The 23,910-nt window shown below is 31.0% G+C and carries 19 protein-coding genes; 14 read left to right on the top strand and 5 right to left on the bottom strand.

Translation table 11 applies throughout. From position 1 onward, the window contains the following. Positions 1-8: 8 nt before the first annotated feature. The 5 genes from ABNT61_RS04805 to ABNT61_RS04785 all read left to right on the top strand — a co-directional run bounded on the left by ABNT61_RS04805 (position 9) and on the right by ABNT61_RS04785 (position 7,317). On the top strand, positions 9-1,496 hold the full coding sequence (locus ABNT61_RS04805) for a glycoside hydrolase family 30 protein (protein WP_348745056.1): 1,488 nt from the start codon (positions 9-11) through the stop codon (positions 1,494-1,496). Between the two features lie 12 nt (positions 1,497-1,508). Further along, positions 1,509-3,839 (top strand): MFS transporter, encoded by a 2,331-nt coding sequence (locus ABNT61_RS04800; RefSeq protein WP_348745055.1) that lies wholly within the window; start codon positions 1,509-1,511, stop codon positions 3,837-3,839. Positions 3,840-3,856: 17 nt separating this feature from the next. After that, positions 3,857-4,753, top strand: coding sequence for a glycosyl hydrolase family 17 protein (locus tag ABNT61_RS04795; protein WP_348745054.1), 897 nt, complete (start codon positions 3,857-3,859; stop codon positions 4,751-4,753). Positions 4,754-5,140: 387 nt separating this feature from the next. Continuing rightward, a complete protein-coding gene (locus ABNT61_RS04790; protein WP_348745053.1) occupies positions 5,141-6,274 on the top strand; it encodes an FIST signal transduction protein in 1,134 nt (377 codons plus the stop codon). Next, a complete protein-coding gene (locus ABNT61_RS04785; RefSeq protein ID WP_348745052.1) occupies positions 6,274-7,317 on the top strand; it encodes a sensor histidine kinase in 1,044 nt (347 codons plus the stop codon). The genes ABNT61_RS04790 and ABNT61_RS04785 overlap by 1 nt, the downstream gene beginning before the upstream one ends. 54 nt (positions 7,318-7,371) lie before the next feature. Here ABNT61_RS04785 and ABNT61_RS04780 read toward each other — a convergent pair whose 3' ends face one another. After that, a complete protein-coding gene (locus ABNT61_RS04780) occupies positions 7,372-9,213 on the bottom strand; it encodes a cystathionine beta-synthase (RefSeq protein WP_348745674.1) in 1,842 nt (613 codons plus the stop codon). Positions 9,214-9,390: 177 nt separating this feature from the next. Here ABNT61_RS04780 and ABNT61_RS04775 point away from each other — a divergent pair, with 177 nt between their 5' ends. From ABNT61_RS04775 to ABNT61_RS04750, 6 genes are read left to right on the top strand one after another with little or no spacing between them, the layout of a single operon-like run. Next, positions 9,391-9,813, top strand: coding sequence for a response regulator (locus ABNT61_RS04775; RefSeq protein ID WP_348713691.1), 423 nt, complete (start codon positions 9,391-9,393; stop codon positions 9,811-9,813). Between the two features lie 3 nt (positions 9,814-9,816). Then, the gene (locus ABNT61_RS04770; RefSeq protein WP_348713690.1) at positions 9,817-10,356 is read left to right on the top strand and encodes a heme NO-binding domain-containing protein; all 540 of its coding nucleotides are present in this window, start codon (positions 9,817-9,819) and stop codon (positions 10,354-10,356) included. Beyond that, positions 10,356-11,567 (top strand): sensor histidine kinase, encoded by a 1,212-nt coding sequence (locus ABNT61_RS04765; protein ID WP_348745051.1) that lies wholly within the window; start codon positions 10,356-10,358, stop codon positions 11,565-11,567. The genes ABNT61_RS04770 and ABNT61_RS04765 overlap by 1 nt, the downstream gene beginning before the upstream one ends. A gap of 16 nt (positions 11,568-11,583) precedes the next feature. After that, positions 11,584-12,627, top strand: a complete 1,044-nt coding sequence (locus ABNT61_RS04760) for a sensor histidine kinase (RefSeq protein ID WP_348745050.1) — start codon at positions 11,584-11,586, stop codon at positions 12,625-12,627. 2 nt (positions 12,628-12,629) lie between these two features. Continuing rightward, on the top strand, positions 12,630-12,947 hold the full coding sequence (locus ABNT61_RS04755; protein WP_348713687.1) for an Hpt domain-containing protein: 318 nt from the start codon (positions 12,630-12,632) through the stop codon (positions 12,945-12,947). 6 nt (positions 12,948-12,953) lie between these two features. Beyond that, positions 12,954-13,685 (top strand): LytTR family DNA-binding domain-containing protein, encoded by a 732-nt coding sequence (locus ABNT61_RS04750; protein WP_348745049.1) that lies wholly within the window; start codon positions 12,954-12,956, stop codon positions 13,683-13,685. 8 nt (positions 13,686-13,693) lie between these two features. Here ABNT61_RS04750 and ABNT61_RS04745 read toward each other — a convergent pair whose 3' ends face one another. Next, a complete protein-coding gene (locus tag ABNT61_RS04745; RefSeq protein ID WP_348745048.1) occupies positions 13,694-15,769 on the bottom strand; it encodes a tetratricopeptide repeat protein in 2,076 nt (691 codons plus the stop codon). Positions 15,770-15,909: 140 nt separating this feature from the next. Between ABNT61_RS04745 and ABNT61_RS04740 the strand changes: the two genes are divergently transcribed. The 3 genes from ABNT61_RS04740 to ABNT61_RS04730 all read left to right on the top strand — a co-directional run bounded on the left by ABNT61_RS04740 (position 15,910) and on the right by ABNT61_RS04730 (position 18,018). Beyond that, the gene (locus ABNT61_RS04740; RefSeq protein WP_348725791.1) at positions 15,910-16,188 is read left to right on the top strand and encodes a hypothetical protein; all 279 of its coding nucleotides are present in this window, start codon (positions 15,910-15,912) and stop codon (positions 16,186-16,188) included. A 35-nt stretch (positions 16,189-16,223) separates the two neighbouring features. After that, the gene (locus ABNT61_RS04735; protein ID WP_348725790.1) at positions 16,224-16,502 is read left to right on the top strand and encodes a hypothetical protein; all 279 of its coding nucleotides are present in this window, start codon (positions 16,224-16,226) and stop codon (positions 16,500-16,502) included. A gap of 298 nt (positions 16,503-16,800) precedes the next feature. Beyond that, positions 16,801-18,018, top strand: coding sequence for a glycosyltransferase (locus tag ABNT61_RS04730; protein ID WP_348745047.1), 1,218 nt, complete (start codon positions 16,801-16,803; stop codon positions 18,016-18,018). Here ABNT61_RS04730 and ABNT61_RS04725 read toward each other — a convergent pair. Genes ABNT61_RS04725 through ABNT61_RS04715 form a run of 3 tightly spaced genes read right to left on the bottom strand, consistent with a single transcriptional unit; the run spans position 18,011 to position 23,828 of the window. Then, positions 18,011-19,546, bottom strand: a complete 1,536-nt coding sequence (locus ABNT61_RS04725) for a glycoside hydrolase family 2 TIM barrel-domain containing protein (RefSeq protein WP_348745046.1) — start codon at positions 19,544-19,546, stop codon at positions 18,011-18,013. The two genes, ABNT61_RS04730 and ABNT61_RS04725, sit on opposite strands and share 8 nt — an antisense overlap. Further along, the gene (locus ABNT61_RS04720) at positions 19,540-20,739 is read right to left on the bottom strand and encodes a hypothetical protein (RefSeq protein ID WP_348745045.1); all 1,200 of its coding nucleotides are present in this window, start codon (positions 20,737-20,739) and stop codon (positions 19,540-19,542) included. The genes ABNT61_RS04725 and ABNT61_RS04720 overlap by 7 nt, the downstream gene beginning before the upstream one ends. Next, a complete protein-coding gene (locus ABNT61_RS04715) occupies positions 20,739-23,828 on the bottom strand; it encodes a hypothetical protein (RefSeq protein WP_348745044.1) in 3,090 nt (1,029 codons plus the stop codon). Before ABNT61_RS04715 ends, ABNT61_RS04720 begins: the two co-directional genes overlap by 1 nt. Positions 23,829-23,910: the final 82 nt, after the last annotated feature.

The following is a 23,910-nucleotide window of genomic DNA, read 5'->3' as shown; positions in this document are numbered from 1 at the left end:
AATCAATCATGAAAGTCATAACCAAATCTATTTACACAATTATAAGTCTATCGTTACTGATGAATTGTACTACAAAACAAGAATTAAATGTTGAGGTTTTTGAAACTTCTGCTTCAGGAAATAAATTATCGAAGATAAGTGAGTTTTCCAGAACAGAGACTTCATCTAAAATTGTTTTAGATACAAGTAAGAGATTTCAAAAAATTACTGGATTTGGAGGTGCTTTTACTGAATCATCAGCATATTTATTAAACAAGTTAAGTGAGAAAAATCGTAAGGAAATTATCGATGCATATTTCAGTAGAGAAGGAGCAAATTATTCTTTAACTCGAACACATATGAATTCGTGCGATTTTTCCCTTACGAACTATTCTTACACACCAACACCAGATAAAGAGCTTAAGGATTTTTCTGTAAAAGAAGATAAAGAAGATTTAATTCCAATGATTAAGGCAGCTTTAGCTACTTCTAAAGACGGATTCAAAATTTTTGCTTCACCATGGACAGCTCCACCATGGATGAAAGATAATAACCATTGGGTTGGAGGAAAATTATTACCAGAATATTATGATTCTTGGGCACTGTTCTTTTCAAAGTATTTGGAAGCTTACAAATCCGAAGGAATTGAAATATGGGGATTTACTGTAGAAAATGAACCTCACGGAAATGGAAATAACTGGGAGAGCATGCATTTTACTCCTCAAGAAATGACGGATTTTGTACAGCACCATTTAGGCCCAAAATTAGAAAGTGATGGTTATGGAGATAAAATCATTTTAGGCTACGATCAAAATCGTGCGGGATTAAAAGAATGGGTAGATGTTATGTATAAAGATGAAGCTTCATCTAAGTACTACGATGGAACTGCAATTCATTGGTATGAAAGCACATATGAAGTATTTCCAGAAGAATTACAATATGCACATAATAAGGCACCAAATAAATATTTAATCGAAACAGAAGGATGTATTGATGCAGAAGTTCCAAAATGGAAGGATGATGCTTGGTATTGGAAAAAAGAAGCAACAGATTGGGGATGGGACTGGGCACCAGAAAATCAAAAATATTTGCATCCAAAGTATGCCCCTGCAAATAGATATGCAAGAGATATTATTGGTTGTTTGAATAATTGGGTAGATGGTTGGGTCGATTGGAACATGGTTTTAAATCGACAAGGAGGGCCTAATTGGTTTAAGAATTGGTGTGTGGCTCCAGTAATCGTGGACGAAGAAGCTGATGAAGTTTACTACACGCCGTTGTATTATATCATGGCGCATTTCAGTAAATATATTCGTCCGAATGCAGAAGTTATTGATGTGCAAACATCTGACAAGGAATTATTGGTTACTGCAGCTATTAACCCAGATAAAACGATCTCAGTTGTAATATTTAATCAAACAGAATATAAGAAAGAATTCTCTTTAGAACTCAATGGAGTTACTAAAGACATTACTATTAACCCACAAGCAATACAAACTATAGTATTAGCTAATTAAAACAAACACACTATGTCACATTCAGCAAAAGTCCCTTTAGGCCAAAAAATAGCTTTTGGTATTGGTATGTTCGCAAATCAAATGTTTCCTGCCATACTTGGAATTTTTATGGTCGTCTTGGTTGAAGATCTAAAATTTACTGGATTGATGTGGGGAATGATTTATTTATTTCCAAGACTATTTGATGCCATTACTGATCCATTAATGGGTTTTATCTCTGATAATACAAAATCAAAATGGGGAAGAAGAAGACAGTATGTTTTAATGGGAGGTCTCTTAATGGGATTCGCCTATGTTTTCATGTGGCAATTGTTCAAGGAAAATACAGTGGAATATAATTTTATGTATTTCTTCTTTTGGTCTGTAATATTTTACTTTGGATTAACACTTTTTAGTGTTCCATATGTAGCAATGGGTTATGAAATGAGCGACGATTTTCATGAAAGAACTAATATTATGGCCATTGCTCAATGGATAGGACAATGGGCTTGGGTAATTGCTCCCTTATTTTGGATTATCATGTATGATCCTGAATGGTTTCCTTCTGCTGATGTTGCAGCAAGAGAACTCGCTATTTGGGTGGCAATTCCGTGTGCAATTTGTGCCATAGTTCCTGCGCTTTTTATAAAAAGTGAATCTACATTAGATAAAGACTATGAGCCATTAAGCATATCAAATATAGGAGGAAGTTTACAATCTATTTTAAGGAGTTTTGTTGAGGCTTTTAAGATTAAAGAATTTAGAAAGTTGTGTTTATCTACATTCTTTATTTACAACGCTTTCATGGCAGTTTCTTCACTAACATTTTTCGTTATTGTATACAAGTTGTTTAATGGAGATGCTGGAGATGCTGGTATTTGGGTTTCTTTATTCGGATGTTTAGGAGCTTTAGGAACTACGTTTATTGTGATTCCAATTGTAGCATGGCTTTCGAAGAAAATGGGTAAGAAAAAAGCCTTCATGTTAAGCCAAACGATTTCCATTTTCGGATACATCATGTTATACTTTTTATTTGTGCCAGGAAAACCTTGGATGTATATCATTGCATTACCATTTTTCTCTTTCGGAATAGGAAGTTTATTTACCATTATGATGTCTATGACAGCTGATGTGATTGATATTGATGAACTAAATACAGGGAAACGCAGAGAGGGTATATTCGGAGCGATATACTGGTGGATGGTTAAAGTAGGTTTTGCTATTGCTGGTGCTCTTAGTGGAGTCATCATCTGGATTGTAGGTTTTGAATCTGAAGTACCAACAACAGCGCAACAAGGACCGGTTGATGGATTACATGCATTTTTCTGTTTCTTCCCAATTTTAGGAACGCTTGCTGCAATGTATGTAATGAGAGATTATAGTATCTCTGAAGAACGAGCAAATGAAATTAGAGCTGAACTAGACAGACGTAAGAAACCTCTTGGATCTTCGTATTACCAAGCTGATAAGTTGGCTTCTTTATGGCAAAGTGATTTAGATATTGATAGTTCAACAAATATCGATTTCTCAAACAAATCTAAAGAAGATGTAAAAGTGTTGTTTAATGAAGTATTAAATAAACAACTACACGGAATATGTTTTAGTCCATATTTAGAAGGTCAAAATATTGGTGATCAATTGTCAGAACAACAAATTCAACAACGTATGGATATTGTTGCACCATATACTGAATGGATTCGATCTTTCTCTTGTACTGAAGGAAATGAACTTATACCGAAAGTTGCAAAGAGCAGACGATTAAAAACAATGGTTGGTGCTTGGATTAGTGATGATAGAGTTCAAAACGAAGAGGAAATAAAGAATTTAATAGCACTTGCGAATGATGGTTTAGTAGATATTGCTGTGGTAGGAAATGAAGTTTTACTTAGAAATGATTTAACTGAGGAAGAACTTATTAATTATATCAATAGAGTAAAAGAAGCTTTACCAAATATTCCTGTAGGATACGTTGATGCCTATTACCAATTCGTAGAAAGACCAAAATTAGTAGAGGTTAACGATTTAATTTTAGCAAACTGTTATCCATTCTGGGAAGGTAGTCACATTGATGAGTCTTCAGATTATTTAAAGAAAATGTATGCGGTTACTCAGGCAGTTGCTGAAGGGAAACCAGTCATTATATCTGAAACAGGATGGCCAAATAAAGGAGATAATACCGATAGTGCAAATCCATCTGAAATGAATGCGATGAAATATTTTATCAGCGCAATGAATTGGTCACAAAGAAGAAATATACCAATCTTTTACTTCTCATCTTTTGATGAATCATGGAAAGTACACCAAGAAGGAGATGTTGGAGCACGTTGGGGAATTTGGGATAAAAATGAAAAATTAAAATATTAAATAATTTGAATTAAATCATGTCGTATAGAGCAGGCAAAATAAAATCATTAATACATAATTCTGGATTTTCTGTAGAGGGAAAATCTGATGAAGATTTAAAAGACATTTTTAAAGACCTTTTAGACGCTGGTCTGCATGGATTATGCTCTAGTTTTTACGAAGAAGGACAAAAACCAGGAGATCAACTTACAGAAAAACAAATCAGAAGAAGGTTAACCATAATGAAACCACACATTGAGTGGATTCGAACTTTTTCTTGTACAGAAGGTAATGAATTGATTCCTGTTATAGCTAAAGAAATGGGAATAAAAACTTTAGTGGGAGCTTGGTTAGGTGATGATTCAGAAGTAAATGAAAATGAAGTTTTAGGATTACTAAAATTAGCAGAAGAAGGTTATGTAGATATTGCTGCAGTGGGTAATGAAGTAATGTATAGGAAAGACTTAACAGAAGAGGAACTTCTAGAATTTATGTATCGTGTAAAGAAAGAATTACCAGGGAGTATTCCAATGGGATATGTTGATGCATATTATGAGTTTTCTCATCGACCTAAAATTACGGAAGCTTGTGATGTAATATTAACCAATTGCTATCCATATTGGGAAGGTTGTAATATTGATTATTCTCTAATGTACATGAAGCAAATGTATTATCAAGCAAGAGATGCAGGAGGAGGTAAGCCAGTTATCATAACGGAAACGGGTTGGCCAAGTAAAGGAGAAGGTTTGGACGGTGCAATTCCATCGCATGAAAATGCATTAAAATATTTTATAAATGCTCAAAAATGGTCAATAGAAGATAACATACCAATGTTTTATTTTTCATCTTTTGATGAGTCTTGGAAGGTTGGAGCAGAAGGTGATGTTGGAGCCTATTGGGGAATTTGGGATAAAGATGAAGAGTTAAAGTTTTGATTTGTAATCAATTGAGTTAAGTGTGTTAAAAATATTTTTTGTAAATTATAGTACAATTATGTAAGTACGGGGGTGCATTTTTTGGTATAATAAAAGGGAGATTAATTTAAAACACCAGCATTTTATTGCACTAATTATTTGTACAAGAATTTTTTAGGGGATTGTTCTTGAACGAATATAAATACGTACTACCAAGCACAAGTTGAGAATTTGACTCAACTTGTGCTTTATTTTTACACTTCGTCTATACTTTTATGCATTTGGTCGGTAAACGCTTACTTTGTTAAATAGTAATTATAAACATATGTTAAAATTCGACTATTTTTATAAGCGTCAACCAAAAAAAGTCAATTAAAACTAAAAATTGATTTATAATTAAATCTAGCAATGAAAACGGTACAATTACAAAAAAGAAAAGATTCCGAATGGAATTATTTAAGCGAGAATATCAAGCTTAATGAGCCTTTAGTGTTAGTATTTGGAAATAGATATCTTTTAGATGATGACAATATTTATGATGAAGTAAGATCTATTTTTAAAGACGGACATATTGTTTTTGGATCTACATCCGGAGATATAACTTCCGATAATGTAGAAGAAGAAAGTGTTACGATTACTGCAATTGAATTTGAAAAAAGCAAATTCATTATCAAGCGTGTAAATATTTTAGAAACGAATACCAATAGTTTTGATACAGGGAAGCAATTAATTAATCAATTTTCAAAAGATGGATTAAAACATGTTTTTGTAGTATCAGAAGGAAGTTTTGTAAACGGAAGTGATCTAACTCAAGGAATGAATTCTGCCCATGATAATAATTTGCTAATTACAGGTGGATTATGCGGTGACGATGCAAGATTTGAAAAAACAGTTGCTTCTTATAATGATAAGCCAAAAGCGGGAGAAGTTATAGCAATTGGATTATATGGAGATTCTCTTGAGGTTTCATTTTCTATTAATGGAGGATGGACGCCGTTTGGACCAGAACGAATAGTTACAAAATCAGAAGCGAATATTCTTTACGAATTAGATCATAAACCAGCTTTAGATTTATATAAGACATATCTTGGTGATAAGTCTAAAGAGCTTCCGGGTGCAGCCTTGCTATATCCATTAAAAGTAAAATCAAGTAACGAGAACCATTCAATAGTGAGAACGATATTAAATATTGATGAAGGTGATCAATCAATGATTTTAGCAGGAAATGTAAAAGAAGGTGAAAAGGTTCAATTAATGATGACTCATGTAGATAATATTGTTGATGCTTCAGAATTAGCTGGAAGAAATGCTTCCAAAATAAGAGAAAATAAAGCAGAGTTAGCTTTATTAGTAAGTTGTGTTGGAAGAAAATTAGTGTTAGATCAAAGAGTAGAGGAAGAGGTAGAAGAAGTGATTGAAGCAATAGGAGATGATGTTACCGTATGTGGAATGTATTCTTACGGAGAAATAGCACCATTTGATGGAGAAACAAAATGTCAATTACATAATCAAACAATGACAGTTACTTTAATAAGTGAATGATGAATTCTTTATTAAAAAGACAAATAAGAAAATACTTACCAGAACATCTTAAAGATAGTGAAGAGCTTCAAGAATTCTTGAATGCTGTAGATCGTTCATACGTAAATTTGGAGGATCAAGTTTTCATGCAAAAAAGAGCAACAGAGTTAAGCTCAAATGAACTTTCTGAAGCAAATCAAAAGTTGCAAGAAGAGGCAGAATCTTTAAGAAATTTAATTAAAAAACTTAAAAGCGTAATACATACGTTAAATGTTCATGAACTAGAAGAAGATAGAACCCTTGAAAATTCTAACTCACTTCGACTTATTGATTTCATTGACGCACAGACTCAAGAAATCATCCGAATAAATGAGCAAAAAGATATTCTAGTGGAAAGCCTGGAAAGACAAAATCAAGAGTTAAATGATTATGCCCATATGGTTTCTCATGATTTGGTTTCACCTCTTTCGAATATCGAAACATTAACACATTTATTAGAAGATGATTATGGAGATCTAATTGATTTAAAAGGACTTAAAAAACTAAATTTAATTAGTGATAATGTTCATAGAATTGCTACGTTAGTTGGAGCAATTCGCGATTATTCTTCTATAAAAAAAGTAAGCAAAGAAAACTCTGATTTAGATTTACATCAACTTGTTGATGATACAATTAATGAAATGAATTTGTGTAAAAGTATCCAGGTTAATATTACGGATAGATTGCCAAGTTTAAAAGGAGAGAAACACAGTTTTAAGCACCTGTTCGTAAATTTAATTCAGAATGCAATTAAATTCAATGATAAAGACAATAAGAAGATAGAAATCGGATGTAATGAACATGATGAATTTTGGAAATTCCATATAAGAGATAATGGACAAGGGATTGATGAACCGTATTTAAAAAAAGTATTTATTGCGTTTTTCAAACTTCAAAATGATCCTACTTCCGCCGGTATGGGATTATCAATAGTAAAAAAAGTAATTGATTTGTATCAAGGGGAAGTCTGGGCAGAATCAGAAGTAAATGAAGGTGCTACTTTTCACTTTACCATAAGAAAATAAAAAGAGACAAATTTCAAATTGAATTTGTCTCTTTTGTTATAGAATATCTTAGTCTTAAATTTCTTTCACAAAATCTAAAAACACTTTTTTGTGTAAATCTAAATCCATATTTGCAGAAAGAGCAACACGAGCAATATAATCTTTATCACCTTCTTTGGTTGTTCCCTGAGTTGAAGTAGCAGGAATTGTCCAATAACAACCCTTTAACTGTCCATAACTCACACAATATTTACTTTCATTTGGTATTTCTGAAATCATTAAGTTAATCAACTTAAGGTTGAGAGCTCTTTTATAGATTTCTCTTTCCTCTTCCGTATTACCTTTTGTAGGAAGATCTAAAGAGAAAACAGATGGCGTAAATCCTTGCTCAGCTAATTCTTCAGAAACAAAGTTTATTTTCGCGTTAGGTAATTCTTTTTCAATAAAACTTACAAATTCTCTAGTATTCACATAAGCATCCTGAATTCTTTGATTCATTGATGGCATTTGTTCAGCTAAAATTTCCATTTGTAAAGCGGTAGCTTCGTTATCACAAAGTTGAATATGATATTCAATCTTGTCCATTAACTTCGCGGCTTTCGTATTTGCGGTACAATATCCAGCTGTACATCTTCCTCCACTAGGAAATTTAGAACCACTTACATAAGCAATAGTTTGTACAGATGATAAAATTTCATTGTCACCTAAGAAGTACACGTTCGGACAAAATGTTTGATCCAAAATAAATACTGGTGCAATTGCACTTTCTCCAGAAGTTGTTTTACGCTCCTTACTTAAAACTTCTTTAAGTTTAACTAAATCTGGAACTTCCACTCTCGGATTTGTAGGAATTTCAGCAATGATATAAGGCACAGCATTTTCTTCGGCAATCTTGTCTAAAACAATATTTACACTATTTACCATATCGTTTCCACCATCAACTGGTAAATCCATTACTTCAACATTATCTAAACAAGCTGCAACTCTTCGAGCTTGATCATTGGTTCCACCATAACAATTTGGAGGAACAACGATTTTTATAGGTCGGTCTGTATGATTTTCAATTGCGTGATCAATTAATCCCATAACAATTGCATATTGTATTGAAAGACCACTTGATCCAACTACAGCTTTTGTTCCAACTCCAGTAATATCTTTTATCGCATTTAAAACTGTTTTTTGATCCTCTGCATAATTAAATTGAGGAACATCTGAAGGAACTCCTGATAATTTTTGAAGAGCAAGTAATGTGTTTGCAGGAGTCATTGCAATAGTTTCTCTTCTACGCACATGTTGAATTTCCGAAATATATTCTTCGTTTTCTTTCCCGTTTACTAGTAATATACTTCCTAAATCTTTTCGAGTATTAATAACAAAATCAACTTTTGATGGGTATTCGAATTGACAAATATCTTGTTTACTCTCAAATAAAATAGTTGTTCCATCAAAATCAGGAATTTCAGAATTACTATCTATTTTCTGTGTTTCGAACTCATATCCGTAAACTTTTTTTACTGTTTCGATGTCAAAACTCTCAGGAAATTCGTTTTTTAATAAAATTAATGTATTTTTATTAGCAAATAAATTCTTTCGAAGAATTGCTAAGATTGGAATACTTTCAGATGAAAAGCTAATTACCTGATCCGATTTTATTTGATTTAAGTTGGCAATAGTCCACTCTAGAACACATGATAAAGGATGTCCAAGTCGAATATAATCAAATGCTGTTGGTAATTCGTTTAATGCGGGAGCTTGATAATTGTTATTTTTAAAAAGATGATCAAACTGATCTAAAAACTCTGTTTTTGCCAGTTGTTCATTGTATATATCTAATCGATGTGTGGTTAATTTTAACCAATCGTTAGGTAAATTATTGATTACGTTTTTTATATAATTTAAAACAGTATTGTCTTGCATAGTCATAACCTTAAAATCAACCGCAAGATACGCCAATTTGATTAGTTAAAAATAGAATTAAGTATGTGTTTAACATTTTATCTAAACATAAAAGTGTTTCATCTAAATAAGAGATAATTATTGAAATAGGAATGGTATTTTCTAGGTTAGAATTATTTTTTAAAACAAGTGATAATTATGAATATTTTAAAAAGAAGTTTAAACATTTTATTGATTGAAGATCATTTGATAGAAGTTGTAAAATTTAAAAAGACAGTTTCTTATTCAGAATTAAAACATACAATTACCGAAGCAAGAGATGCAGATGAAGCGTTTAAAATTTTAGAAGATAAAAACAATTTACCAGACTTAATTTTATTGGATTTAAATATGCCTAAAATGAGCGGAGTAGAGTTTTTAGCAATATTGAAAAAAGATCCACAGTTAAGGCATATTCCTACTGTAATATTAACAACGTCAGATAACCAAAAAGATTTAGAAGAATGTTTTAAAATCGGGGTTTCTGGATATATATTAAAGCCATTAAAGTATAGAGATTATGAAACGAAAATTGAGGCTGTTTTAACCTATTGGAGTTTAAATGAATTAATAAAATATTAGCATATGAAAGGTATTGTATTTACAGAGTTTTTAGATTTAGTTGAAGAAAAGTTCGGAATTGAAATGGTAGATAAGATTATCTCTGAATCCGATTTAGATTCAGATGGAATTTACACTTCAATCGGAACATATCAATTTTCTGAAATGTTACAACTTCTACAAAGCTTAAATGCAAATTCAGGAATACCAATTAGTGATTTGTTATTAACGTATGGAGAACATTTTTTCAACGTTATTGAAACAAGTTATAAAGGACTATTAGATCGTTATAAAGATCCTATTGAAATGCTTTCTTCTGTTGAAAATCATATTCATGTTGAAGTTCGAAAAATCTATCCAGATGCTGAACTTCCAGAATTTATAATAGAAGAAAAAACTGAGGATTCTCTGACTATGGTTTACAAATCAAGTAGAGCAATGCATCATTTCGGTTTAGGATTAATGAATAAAACATTCGCACACTTTAATAGTACCGCTTCTATTGTTACTGAAAATATTAAAGATGATGGTACTGAAGTAAAATTTGTGATTAAGAAAAATTAATGAGCAAAGAAAAAATTGACATATTAACTAGAAGTTTAAAAAGAGAGAAAGCAGCAAGAAAAGCAGCTGAGAAAATTCTTGAAGATAAATCAAGGGAATTATACTTCTTATCTGATGAATTGAAAGATTCAAATGCCAAATTAGAAAATCTATTATCTGAAAAATCATCCGAATTAAAAGGAGTTTTTGAGAGTATTTTAGATGCTTATGTTGTAATTGATTTGTTCGGAAATGTTCTGAAGTTTAATGATGCAGCAACCAAAATGTTTGGATATGATGTAGAAAAGGAAAAACTAAATGTTGTTGATCTTATTTTCTATGATGATATTGAGTATGCAATGGCTTCATTCGGAAATTTACAGAGAGATGGATATTTTAAGAATTACAGCGCAAGAGTATTCACCAAAACCAGAGAAGTAAAGTGGGTGCAAATTAATGCTACTTTGATTTATGATGGGAAAAATATGCCAGTAGCGGCTCAAGGTATTGTAAGAGATGTAACTCAAGTAAAACTTCTAGAAGAGCAGAAAGAGCAAATTTTAAAGAAATTAGAAAAGAGTAATGCGGAACTTTATGAATATGCCCATGTAGTTTCTCATGATTTAAAATCACCATTAAGAACTATCGATGCTTTAATCTCATGGATTAGATCTGATAATATGGATAAGTTTGATGAAGATACCTTGCAGAATATAGATTTGATAGAAACAACTCTTGAAAATATGGATAAATTAATATCCAACATTTTAAATTATTCAAGTGCGGATTCTGCAACGGAAGAAGTAGAAGTTGATTTAAATAAAGTGTTGGACAACATTAGTAAAACCTTATTCATTCCTGAGAATATTAAACTTAAAATTGCGCCTGATTTACCAACGGTAAACGGAGATGGAACAAAATTTCAACAGTTATTTCAAAACCTAATAAGTAATGCTATAAAGTTTAATGATAAAGAAAATGGTTTAATTGAAATTGAATTTACAGAGGAAACCACTTTTTATCAGTTTACTGTAAAAGATAACGGAATAGGAATTGAAAAAGAATTTCACGATAAAATTTTTAAAGTATTTCAATCTCTTACTAAGCGAGAAGATTCTACAGGTATTGGTTTGTCAATAGTTAAGAAAATTGTTGATTTGTATAAAGGAACAATATGGTTAGAAAGTACACCTCAATTAGGAACTACTTTTTATTTTACAATTAAAAAATAATAGGCATAAACAGATAATGAATTCTCTTTTAAAAAGACAAATAAGGAAGTATTTATCGAAAGAACTTCAGGAAAGCGGACAGCTGAAGGAGTTTCTTGATGCCGTAAATAAATCATATGTGAATTCGGATAATCAGTTCTCCATGTTGCAAAGAGCTATGGCCATAAGTTCTGAGGAATTATCCGAGGCAAGTGACAAACTTAAAAAGGAAACTGACGAGCAAAGAAGAATTATAGAAAAGCTTAAGAAGGTACTAGAAACATTAAATATCTCTGATCTTGATGATACTGGTTCTTTAGAGCATTCGAGTACCATAAAATTGGTTGATTTTATTGATCAACAAACGAAAGAAATAATCAAAGTTAATGAGCAAAAAGATAAACTATTGACTAGTTTAGAGCAGCAAAATCAAGAGTTGAATGATTATACGCACATGATTTCGCATGATTTGGTATCTCCACTTCAAGGTATCGAAACATTAACACAATGGTTAATAGATGATCATAAAGATGATTTAAATGAAGAAGGACAAAGCCATATTCAATTAATTAGTGAACATGTAGAGAAAATTGACACATTAGTTGCTTCAATTAGAAAATATTCAAGAATAAACCGATCTCAAAAAGAGTTGTATAAGGTCGATTTGAATAATTTAATCAATACAATTTTAAAAGAATCCCGAATTCCAGATGATGTTTCGATATTAATTTCGGAGAAATTACCTGTGGTTGTGGGAGATGTTTTTAGTTTGAAAGAATTGTTTAAAAATTTAATTGATAATGCATTAAAATTCAATCTAAATGAGAATAAACAAGTAGAAATTGGTTATGAAGACAAAGGACTACATTGGCAATTTTATGTGAAAGATAATGGGAAAGGAATTGACGAATCTTATTTTGAAAAAATATTTATTGCGTTTTCAAAATTAGAAAACGAATACAAATCTGCTGGGATGGGATTAGCAATTGTTAAAAAAATTATTGATTTATACGAGGGGAAAATATGGGTGGAATCTGAATTAAATAAAGGATCAACTTTTTATTTCACAATGAAAAAATAATTATGGAACAACCAAATTTATCCTATTTAGAAGAACTCGCTAGAGGAGATCAAGACTTAATTGATCAATTAATTGAAGTTCTAAAAATAGAATTTCCTGAAGAAAAGGAAGACTACTACAACAGTTTAGAAACCAAAAATTATAAATTAATCGCTGAGAATGTTCATAGAATTAAGCATAAAATTAGTATTTTAGGTCTTGAGAGTGCGTATACACTGGCTAATGATTTTGAAAACGAATTAAGAGATGCTAAAAGTGATAAGGTTAATGAGTTTGAGGAAATCTTAGTTACAATCACAAATTACCTGAAAACTATTTAATTTTTTATGGATTGTATTGTTATTGATGATGAAAAAATGGCAAGAGTTATTATTAAAACTCTTTGCGAGGATATTAAGGATCTTAATGTTATAAAAGAGTTCGAAAATTCGATGGAGGCTTTTAAGTTTTTACACACGAATAAAGTAGATCTTATTATTTTGGATATTCATATGCCTGGCTTTACAGGTTTAGATTTTATCAAAACACTTAAAGATCCACCGAAAGTAATTTTCACAACAACAGATTCAAAATTTGCTATCGAAGCCTTCGAGTTTAGTTTTATTGTAGACTATTTATTAAAACCAGTTACAGGAGAACGATTTGAAAAAGCGATTGATAAAGCAAGAAAATTAATTTATTTAGAAAATTTAGAAACTACAAAAGCTCCTTCAAGTAACAATGCTGCGCAAATAGAAGAGGAGCAGAAGAACGATTTTTATGTAAATATTGATAGAAGATTGGTGAAAATAGATTTACCAACGATCTGTTTTGTTCAAGCTAAAGGAGATTATATTTTCGTGAAAACAGATGATAATGAATATGAAGTTCATGCATCATTGAAAAAAATTGAGCAAAAGTTACCACCATCACTGTTTTTAAAAGTTCATAGATCTTATATCATAAACGTAAAGAAGATTATTGATATTGAAGATAACAGTGTACTTATTAATAGAGATGTAATACCTGTAAGTAGATCTAATAGACCAGATTTAATGAAAAGGTTAGATCTGCTGTAAATTTCTTTTTAAAATAACTTCGACGTTTCAAATACAGGCTTTTTAAGGAAGTAGTATTTAAAATGAATTCCTATTTCGGTAAACGTAAATCCGGTAGCAATAGTTGATGCTATATTACTATGTGTTCCAAATAATTTCAATAAACTTCTTTCTGAAATCTTATAACCTAGCTTACCTTGAAATCTGTAGGTATTTTGCTTATCATCATTTTCTATATATTGAAAACCAGTTGCAGCGGTTAATTCATAAAACCATCCTTTTCCTTTAACAGTTAAATCTGGTTTAATAATATTTACAAAAGCCTCTACTGCATTAAAACTTTCTGGACTAAAATAAATAGTTGGTACTTGATTTTTAAAAGATATATTTTGATAGTTAATTCCAGCTTTTAAAGATGGTTTTTCTAATAAGGAATAGTATAAAGAGGCAAAGAATAAGTTTCTAGAGTTTCCATCGTTTTGGGTTGTGTAAAAATACTGAGAATACAAACCAAGATTAAAATTGGTGTTTAAACTATAATTCACGAAAAAATTATCCATAACAATTTCTCTATCCTGCAATTCAGTATTAAAATTTTGCATTTCTCTCTTGTAACCAAAATCCAAAGTTTGGAGTTTAAAAGGTTTGAAGTTAAAACTCATATTCGTTAATAGTTGACTATAATCATTAACATTAGATTCTGATACAAATATTCCAGCATCGCCAGTAAAAGTAAGGTTATTTAGTAGTTGATAAGAGAATCCAAATGCCAAATTATTTGAATTAGCATTAATATTACTCACAGAATTTGAATTTGTTCTATAATTATAACTTCCAAACAATTTAAACTTTGTAGAAAGAGGAAACTCAGAACGAACTACTAACGAATATGCTTCATTGTTACCATTATCAAAGGAATAAGAAGCTTTGGAACTTACGAATGGAGTAAAGGTCCTATCTAGAGTTTTTATAAAATTAATGGCGTCTTTTTGATTTTCATAAAACATTAATGTATTATCAGCATAAGTGTAGGCCTGTTTGGCGTCACCAATTGCTTTTAGCGCGTTGGCTTTTCCTAAATTACCATCAAATGAAGCGCTATCTTTTTTCAAAATTAAATCATAATCATTTACACTCTTCTTAAAATCATTTTTATAAATGTTTAAAGTAGCTCTTAAAGCTAGAATCCAATTTTCAGGAGTCTTATTCGGTGTAATTAGATTATCTATTTCTTTTTGAGCTTTAGAGAATTTTTTATTCCAAATTAAAGCTTGAATGTATCTTTCAATAGTTCTTTCTTTAACCGAATTAACTGTTTTATCATTGATAAGTCCAAAAGCTTTCTCACTAATAAGTAATGCTTCTTTATCTTTTTCATTTAAATGATTTGTAAGAGAAATTCCATTTAGAGAAATGAGCTGATTATTTGGATTTTCTCCGATTTGTTCAAAAGCTTTTTCGGCTTTATCATTTTGTTCTGAAATCAAGTATAAGTTGGCTAAGTTTTGAAGTGTTTCCGAATCGTTTTTAAAATCAATGAGATTTTCTTTTAATATGCTTTCACTTTCCTCATATTCTTGAGTTTGTATTTTTTTGTTTGCTAACCCTAAACGAATATACTTCTTAGAAAGCAGTGCATTCGGATTTCCAGGAGAAACTGTTAAAGCTTTATCTACATAAGTCATTGCTTTATCGAAGTTTTTCAAGTTTGAAAGAGTATTGGCATACCCTAATAATGCAGGGAAGCTTTTACTATTTTCATTTACAAGTTTTATGTAGTAATCTTCAGCAGAAGTAAAGTTTCGATTCCAAAGTAAAGATTCAGCATAGTTTAGCTTTACTTCATAATCTGTGGGATAATCATTTAATAAACTTTTAAATAAGGTAATCGCTTTCTCTGAATTTCCATTAAGCCCAACAGCTCTACCATAACATAATCTGGCAGTTTTGTTGGTTGGATGCGTTTTTAAGACGTTTTCAAAAAAATGTTCTGCTTGCTCATAATTTCCTTTTTCCAGATAAGAAAAGCCAGGTTTCATATCCTGAGCGTAAAGAAAATTAAAGACAAATAGGAAAAATAGTAGGTTAATTGGTTGGGTTTTCATATTGTTTTTTCTTGACTACAATTTAAGCAATAGTATTTAATCATTAAACCTCAGAAAATGGTTTTTCGGCAATAGTTCTACTTTTTTTTCTAGTCTTATTTAGAAATTAAGATCAAGAAACAAGTTAAATTAAAAAAATCATGGCATTACAAGTAACACAAAACAAAGGAACTGTTTATTTAGAAGGAAGAATTAATTCTACAACAGCAAGATTATTTATTATTCATGTAGAACACTTTGTGGATAAGCTAAAGAATATCAAAATCAATATTGATAAAGTAAAAGAAATTGATACAGATGGAATAGAGGCAATTAAAACTGTATGGTCAATCGCACTTAAAAGAAATAAAAAGTTTGCAGTTACAGGTTTAGGTTGTAAAGAAATTTACGATCATTTTGAAAACCAATTCATTGCATAATCATAAAACATTATAATCATCAAAATAACAAAATCATGGCATTACAAGTAACACATACCAACGGAACAGTTTATTTAGAAGGAAGAATAAATTCAGCAACTGCAAGACTATTTATTATTAGAGCAGAGCATTTCGTAGAACAATTGAAAAATTTAACCATTAATGTAAATAAGGTAAACGAGATTGATAGAGATGGAATTGAAGCTTTTAAGACAGTATGGTCAATTGCATTAAGAAATAACAAGAAATTGAAGATAACTGGTTTGAATAACACAAAGATTTTCAGTCAGTTTGGTCTAAACATTAAAGCATAAATTAAATATTGATTTTATATGAATAAAAATCTTAGTAGTACACACAACCTATAAGCGTTGAGCATGTTATAAAGCTCAGCGCTTTAATTTTTTTATGAATACTCTATTTGTTAATGAAACGAAATCTAAGTCCTAAAATACACTATTTAAGTAACGCTGAAATATTTTAAAATCATAAAAAAATCTAAGTCATACGCTTTTATCCGTTTATCAACAGAAAACGGTCATTAGGCAACAGAAGTCAATTTAAACCCTAGATAAATCGGAAATTTAAGTAAGAGAAAAAATAACACCCAATATGAAATTAGCTATAGTAACAGCATATCCACCAAGCAAAGTCACATTAAACGAATATGCATATCATTTAGTGAAAAATTTCAGGGTAAATGATAAAGTTAAAGAGATCGTTCTATTAACGGATAAAACAAAAGAAGCTAAAGATATTAGGTTTTCTACTCCAGGATGTAAAATAACAATAAAAGAGTGTTGGGAATTTAATAGCTATAAAAATATTAAGACTGTGGTTAAGGCAATAGATCAAATAAATCCAGATGTTGTTTTTTTCAATCTTCAATTCATGAAGTTTGGGGACAAGAATATCCCAGCAGCTCTGGGTTTATTATTGCCGATGTTTTGCAAATTTAAAGGCATTCCAACTATAGTTTTATTACATAACATTTTAGAAGAAGTTAATTTGAGTAAAGCAGGTTTTGCTTCAAATATAATTATACAGAAAGTATATAATTTCATAGGCACAGTTTTAACTAAATTCATTTTAAAAGCTGATTTGGTTGCTGTAACCATGAAGAAATATGCTGATATTTTAAATCAAAAATACAAGGGAAGTAAGGTAAGAGTGGTCCCACATGGAACTTTCGAAGTTCATCAAACACCAACGTATAATATTCATACGGGTACTAAAAAGGTTATGGCCTTCGGAAAGTTCGGGACCTATAAAAAGGTAGAAATGATGATAGAAGCTGTGGAGAAAATTCGCAGAAATTCAGAACTAGATTTAGAAATAGTTATTGCGGGAACGGATAATCCAAACGTTCCTGGATATTTAGCAAAAGTAAAGGAACAGTATAAACATGTCCCGGAACTAACATTTACTGGATATGTAGAAGAACATAAAATAGAACAATTATTTACAGAGAGTGCAGTAGTAGTTTTTCCTTACACATCTACAACGGGGAGTTCAGGTGTTTTACATCAGGCAGGTAGTTATGGTAAGGCTGTAGTTATGCCTAACTTGGGAGATTTAGCAACACTGATTGACGAAGAGGGGTATAAAGGAGAGTTCTTTGATCCTAAAAACGTTGATAGCTTAGCAAATGCTATTGAGAGAATAGTTTCAAATGACGCACATCGAGTGGAACTAGGCAAAGCTAATTATAAGGCTGCTACTGCATTTCCTATGTCAAGAATAACAGATATTTATATTAATGAGTTTGAAAAACTGATTCATAATAAAATGATGTCTAAAGCAGAAGTTTCAACAACTTCAATTATTTAGATATGTGTTCAAAAGAAGGTTTTTTGTTTCCTTTCTTATCGATAAAACCAAATTTCTTTTGTGGTTGAGTTCTCCAAGGGAGTCTACCAACCACTTCACGAGGAATTTTATCGAAATCGTAAAGGGTCCAAGATAAAAAGGGAATGTTTTTTAAAGTAAGTATTTTTTGCATTTCCTTGTGATACGTAGCTTGTTTCTTTTTTGAATTACGTATGGGCTTCCATAGGCCAGAATAAGAAGAGGTTCCAAATTCCCCTAATACGATCCCTATATTTGGAGCTTCTTCTTTTAATTTATCGTAAGCACTTTCAAAGTTTTTATAGTCGCCATAATAATGAAACGAGATAAAGTCCACCTTATCCTTTAATATGGCAGCACTTTCTGTGTTAGACCAACCAATTGTAACAGCGTGGTTTGGATCCATTTTTTTAACAGCAATAAGAAGATGTTCTAACCAAGCAGTAACTCTTTCTTTACCTCTAGATTTAAAATCTAAATTTGGTTCATTTTTAATATCCCAAGCGAATAAAGCTTTATGATTTTTAAAGCGGTTTACTATAATTTCCGCGTGTCTGTGATTTAAAGTCCAATCAACAGTATCATAGTTTCCATAAAAATCGAATAGTGTAACTATAACTTTTAATCCATTCTGTTCTGCCGTATCTAAAACTGATTTCAGTTTAACTAGTTTTTCTTCTATAACTTTTGCCTTACCAAATTCTTCGTAAGGCACGAATATTCTAATGGTGTTTAAATTAGCTTCTTTAATAATTTTAAAATCGTTATCAATAATCTCAATATTGAAGCTTTCACCAAACATTTTCCAAGGCGTTGCTTGTGGATAATAATTAATTCCTTTTATAGTTGATACATCAAAAGAGGGAGTGTTTATGGTTTTATCAAATTCAACAGTATTTTCTTTAACCAGATGACGCACTCTCCAAAAACCATCTTCAGCTAGCAGTACCATTTTATAGTCTGATTTTTCGGTCAACTCCATCAAAGTTTTATTGTCTTTCAGGACTTTTTTATACTGAATAACATTTTTATCTTCTAAAACAATTAGTTGTCCGTCTTCACTAAAAAAGAGTATATCTGGATTATGCTCTAGTGTTGTGCTTTCAATCCGTATGTTTTCTTTCTTATTATATTCAATAAAATTGAATAGATTCTTTCTGGCATTTTCAGTAAAATAATCATCAACTCCTTCGGTAGAATTATTTCTGTAGGCCATTTGTTTAATGTACCAAGCGTCTAAATAATCATTTTCTATATTATTTAAAGTTTGTTCATACATTTCACGCCCTTCATTACCATCTTCTTTCCACGTAATTTTTGGTAAGTATTGATCAATTTTTCGAACTTCTAAATGCAATATATCCGCTCTTTTAGCTCCAACATTAAAAAAACTATAAAGTGAACTTAGTAGAAAAATTACAACAGAACTTATAAGTACATAAGAAAGCATCAATACTACTCTTAGTATTTTTTTATTCGTATTTATTCTAATTTTTCTACTGCTTACCATAGTTTGATGGATTTATAGTTTTGAGTATTGCAAGCGGCTTTAATTTCTATTTCGTAGTCACCAGCTTTGTAGATATTTGGATTCAATTTAAAAGTAGTAAATCCATCTTTAGATTGTTCTACAATTTTGTTTAGAAATTCCCCCTTTTTGTAAATAGATAATTCAACGTGTAAACCATCTGGAATCATTTGTTCCATAAAACTTATTAGTGGTCCAATAGTTATGGTTCTATTATCATCTGTAAATTTCACAGGTATGTTATCAATAACTTGGGAGTACTTTATTTGTAAAACATCACTATTAGCAATTCCATCAATAAAGGCTTTAATTTTCCAAGTGGATTCGCAATCTGGATGAATAATGGAAGCCGTTGCTACTCCCTTAATCGTCGTACCAGAAGTTTTTAGAATATTACCATCTTGGTTGGTTATGAAAAACTCTACAAATGTCCCATCAGCAACAATATTATTATTCTTATCTCTTATGATAGAAGTATAAAGGGTTGTGATTTGATTACCATCGGCGTAACCATGATTTCTATCGTGATAAACTTTAAAATTGCTACCTATTGCAGGTAAAATATCTAACGTAAATTCCTTCGAGTTCAATTCGTAAGATTCAGAGGAAATAAGCATTCTGCCAGATTTTCTAGGAGCATAAATAAGACGATACGAGATTAAATCTTTGGTGCGAATTGTATTTGTTCTTTCTGATTGTAAAAACTGTTCTTTAATATCAACTTCAGATCCTGTTTTCAAAGGATTATCCAAAGAGTCTGCTGGTATAACTACAATCATGGCATAATCGATATCACCGGCTTCAATCGTAGGCGGACCTATGTAAGTTTCTAAAGAAACTGGCTTTTGAGTAGCTAATATTGATAGTTTCCCTGAAATATGTGTTTTGGCGCCTAAAATTTTCCAATTTAAAATTCCAATTTTATTACTCATGAATTCAGGAATTTTAAAAACAAATTGTTCATTTTCCTCTTGTGGAGATAATACAGTACTTCCATAACTATTTGAGCAAAACAGTTTAAGAGCATTGTTTTTAGATCCTTTAAAAACTAAGTTCACAATTTCTCCAGCTGTAAATTCAGTTTTTTTAGTGAGAAGAGACAACGAATCCTGAGCTGACGTTTTTGTAAAAATCAGTAGCGAAAGGATAGAAAAAAGGAGTTGCTTTCTTTTCATTATTTCGGATTTCCAATAAAACTATTCATTTCTATTTTAACAAAATCATATTGTGGATGACTTATATTTTGGAGTACTTCATTAGTGTGGCCAAATATTCTATTTGGGACAATCTTGTCAGATACATCTTTATTCGGTAAACCATTCACAAAACAATTACTCATATCAGTATTTATAATTTCAACTTTAGAATCATCAATGAATTTATATTCAAAGTACAATTTTCGATGTTGCCTAATTCCTTGATTTAAGTACAAATGGTCTACCCAAGCCAATTCTTTATTTTTGGCATAGTAAGAGAAAAAGATTTGAGGTACAGTTATTTCCTGTAATCCACTATTAAAAATAGTTCCATTCAATCCATTTTCTTCTAAATTAAGATTACTAAGCACATGATCCTTAAATAAATCAGAATTTGAAACATTTGCAGCTAATTGCAAATTGAATTTTGTGGGTTGTTCTTCAAGTTCAATTGGAGTAAATGCATCTGGATCGAACTTTTTAGGAATGGAATCTTTTGTTTTTGACCATGCAATTCCTTCAAAATTTATTCTGAAAGAACTTACTTCCTTAGGCATTAATTTATGTTTAACAAGATGTTTAGCATTATATGTCGCCAACTGTTTGTTATCATCATTATATAAAGTTCCTTTTAAAATAATATCTGCTGGAGTATTATCTATATTTTGGATTTCACCAATAATCGCATAGCTCTCGTTATACTTAACCAATTTAGCAGTTACAATTTCAACTACAGGTTGTTTTAACACATCTTCATGATGAGTTTGTTCTGTGGTAATTCGCTTTCTACCTTGATTGAAATAACCAGTTTTGTTTTTAGAATACAGTTGATCAGGAGGTAAATCGGCTTCCTTATCTTCAGGAACTAAAAACCATTTTCCTTTTAATTTGACTAAAGTCTTATATTCAACCTTATTAATCTTTTCTAATGGAGTAATCCAATTAGTTTTTACTTCCATAGTAGCTAAACTATCAGTCCTCTTTAAAATTTTAGATTCTAAAGCGTCTAATTTAGCATATGAGCTTAGTAAGCCATCAGTCACAGAAATTTCTAACATGTATTGATCAATAGACATTTCACTTCTCGGATCTAATAAACTATGAGCAGCTTTAAACTCTTTAAAATCTAATGCATTATAATAAGCATTGATAACGTTTTTAGGTGATCTTTGAGAATCGTTTTTAATATAAAAAAGATAAACACCGTAAATCATTACAATGATTACAATAGCCGACCAAATATGACTTATTCTTAATATTGGGTTAGAGAATTTCGTGTAATCGTTTTTAAATTTTAAGTATTCAGGCTGAACTTTAGATTTCATTCGTAATCCATTCCTGAAAATCGGAATTATGTTGAAAATAAATGCAACAATAACTGTTAAAAATGGAATGATTCCCCATAAAATATTTTCCCATTTATTGACTTCATCTCTAGGTAATATAGATGAAAGAGGAGGGATGTTTAATCGTTCCCAAACCATGATTCCATTTTCTAATTGAGGAAGTCTTTGCCATCCACAGAAATATAAAATAGGATCATAGAATTTATCATTTGAGAAAATATATTTAAGATTGTATTTTTCTGGAACAGTTAAAAATTGTTGTAAAGAACCAATTCCAGCTACTCCTTTAAATTTTGAATTTTCCAATCGTTCAATTGGTCTCGTTGTTAACTCAGGTAACCTTCTGGCAGAATGATAATTCCCATCAACAGTTGTAGCATTAGTTTGTGCAGATAACCAAGCCATTTGATCTCCGAAACCTAAAGTTAAATATCTCCATTGATCGTGTTGATCTTGACTTAAGAAATTCACAATAGGAAGCATGTTTATTTTTTGTGGTTGAGATGGCCTAAAATAACCGAGACTTAAAGTGAAAATAGTAAACGTTAGGAAAAACGCAGCTAAAAAACCTGCGATTAATCTATGATATACGGTACCAAACTTCCTTTGTATTAACACCTTTAAGTCGCCTTCAACAAAGCGATAGGCGAATTCTCCAAACAACGGCAAGGACATAATAGAAGCCCAAAGTGTAAATCGGTCTAATGTCAGAATATTGAAAGCATTATCTCCAAGTAATGTTTTCGGAATAGGAGTAGTTCCTCCGGTACCTAAAATTACGAGCATAGAAAAACACAATCCAAAAAATAGATAGCGTTTGCTGAAATATCGATAGGTAAAATAAGGAATAAGAAATAGCAAAATTCCCCAAGGAATTAAGAAAAATACTAATCCCGATGATAATACTTCAAGAAAGTTATCTCTTGAACCATGTGGAATTGGTACTTGGGTAATTGGGTTTCTTTTTGAGTTAATCCAGTAAGGTAGAATACAACTAACGATAAGAATTAGAACTAAAAATACGAAGGTTACATTACGTTTAAATGTTTTTCCAAACACTTTTAGGAATAGCTTTAATCGAATATCCTTATATGAATCAACTTGTTCTCTTGCAATATCCATAATTACCATTCCAACTAATGGAAGTATGAAAAATACCATTCCAAAAATAGGTGTAACGTGATGAGAAGTAACGGTAACAGAGATTAAGGATAATGAGGTGAAAAAGTATTTATAATTTCCTGTTTTTAACCAAGAATAAATCTCGGGCAATGCGTGCATCAATATTGAAATTCCCATGATACTTGGTAATTGACCAAAAATATGCAAGGTTTCTACAAAGGATGAGGAGAATACTGCAAGTACCGAAGCATAACCAGCGGCTTTTCTGCTCGCAGTTATTAATAATGAGTATCTGTAAACACCTGTAACGAATAAAATCGAGGCAATTATGGCTACTGTAAAAAGCCCAAATTTTAATCCTCCGATTAGCGATAACGCTCCGATGGATTGATGAACTAAAGGTGGATATCCCATTACGGAGAACCCTGTGTACCATTTATAACTCCAATGCTCAAACCATCCTTCTGCATAATGTCCTGCAAAAAACAAATGAATTAAAGCATCATAGGTAGTTTCTAAAGTAAAAAAAATAGTGCTTCCATGAAATACTACACAGAGGAATACAGCTACTATTAAATATTTGTTAGAAACTTGTTTCATTCGGTTTACGGAGGGTCAATTTTTTCTCTAATGTAAATATAAATTATTTAATCAACGATAAATAGCTATTCGACTTTAGGAA

Source organism: Tenacibaculum sp. 190524A05c, assembly GCF_964036595.1.
Taxonomy (GTDB): domain Bacteria; phylum Bacteroidota; class Bacteroidia; order Flavobacteriales; family Flavobacteriaceae; genus Polaribacter; species Polaribacter platacis.
Note: the sequence above shows the minus strand (reverse complement) of the source record. Positions and strands in the feature narration are given on the sequence as shown.

What these genes read in the sequence shown, in the direction of transcription:
- ABNT61_RS04735 (WP_348725790.1), top strand. Translation starts at nt 16,224, where the DNA reads ATGGCATTACAAGTAACACATACCAACGGAACAGTTTATTTAGAAGGA.
- ABNT61_RS04800 (WP_348745055.1), top strand. Translation starts at nt 1,509, where the DNA reads ATGTCACATTCAGCAAAAGTCCCTTTAGGCCAAAAAATAGCTTTTGGT.
- ABNT61_RS04795 (WP_348745054.1), top strand. Translation starts at nt 3,857, where the DNA reads ATGTCGTATAGAGCAGGCAAAATAAAATCATTAATACATAATTCTGGA.
- ABNT61_RS04745 (WP_348745048.1), bottom strand. Translation starts at nt 15,769, where the DNA reads ATGAAAACCCAACCAATTAACCTACTATTTTTCCTATTTGTCTTTAAT.
- ABNT61_RS04715 (WP_348745044.1), bottom strand. Translation starts at nt 23,828, where the DNA reads ATGAAACAAGTTTCTAACAAATATTTAATAGTAGCTGTATTCCTCTGT.
- ABNT61_RS04750 (WP_348745049.1), top strand. Translation starts at nt 12,954, where the DNA reads ATGGATTGTATTGTTATTGATGATGAAAAAATGGCAAGAGTTATTATT.
- ABNT61_RS04740 (WP_348725791.1), top strand. Translation starts at nt 15,910, where the DNA reads ATGGCATTACAAGTAACACAAAACAAAGGAACTGTTTATTTAGAAGGA.
- ABNT61_RS04805 (WP_348745056.1), top strand. Translation starts at nt 9, where the DNA reads ATGAAAGTCATAACCAAATCTATTTACACAATTATAAGTCTATCGTTA.
- ABNT61_RS04725 (WP_348745046.1), bottom strand. Translation starts at nt 19,546, where the DNA reads ATGGTAAGCAGTAGAAAAATTAGAATAAATACGAATAAAAAAATACTA.
- ABNT61_RS04720 (WP_348745045.1), bottom strand. Translation starts at nt 20,739, where the DNA reads ATGAAAAGAAAGCAACTCCTTTTTTCTATCCTTTCGCTACTGATTTTT.
- ABNT61_RS04730 (WP_348745047.1), top strand. Translation starts at nt 16,801, where the DNA reads ATGAAATTAGCTATAGTAACAGCATATCCACCAAGCAAAGTCACATTA.
- ABNT61_RS04765 (WP_348745051.1), top strand. Translation starts at nt 10,356, where the DNA reads ATGAGCAAAGAAAAAATTGACATATTAACTAGAAGTTTAAAAAGAGAG.
- ABNT61_RS04770 (WP_348713690.1), top strand. Translation starts at nt 9,817, where the DNA reads ATGAAAGGTATTGTATTTACAGAGTTTTTAGATTTAGTTGAAGAAAAG.
- ABNT61_RS04755 (WP_348713687.1), top strand. Translation starts at nt 12,630, where the DNA reads ATGGAACAACCAAATTTATCCTATTTAGAAGAACTCGCTAGAGGAGAT.
- ABNT61_RS04775 (WP_348713691.1), top strand. Translation starts at nt 9,391, where the DNA reads ATGAATATTTTAAAAAGAAGTTTAAACATTTTATTGATTGAAGATCAT.
- ABNT61_RS04790 (WP_348745053.1), top strand. Translation starts at nt 5,141, where the DNA reads ATGAAAACGGTACAATTACAAAAAAGAAAAGATTCCGAATGGAATTAT.
- ABNT61_RS04780 (WP_348745674.1), bottom strand. Translation starts at nt 9,213, where the DNA reads ATGCAAGACAATACTGTTTTAAATTATATAAAAAACGTAATCAATAAT.
- ABNT61_RS04785 (WP_348745052.1), top strand. Translation starts at nt 6,274, where the DNA reads ATGAATTCTTTATTAAAAAGACAAATAAGAAAATACTTACCAGAACAT.
- ABNT61_RS04760 (WP_348745050.1), top strand. Translation starts at nt 11,584, where the DNA reads ATGAATTCTCTTTTAAAAAGACAAATAAGGAAGTATTTATCGAAAGAA.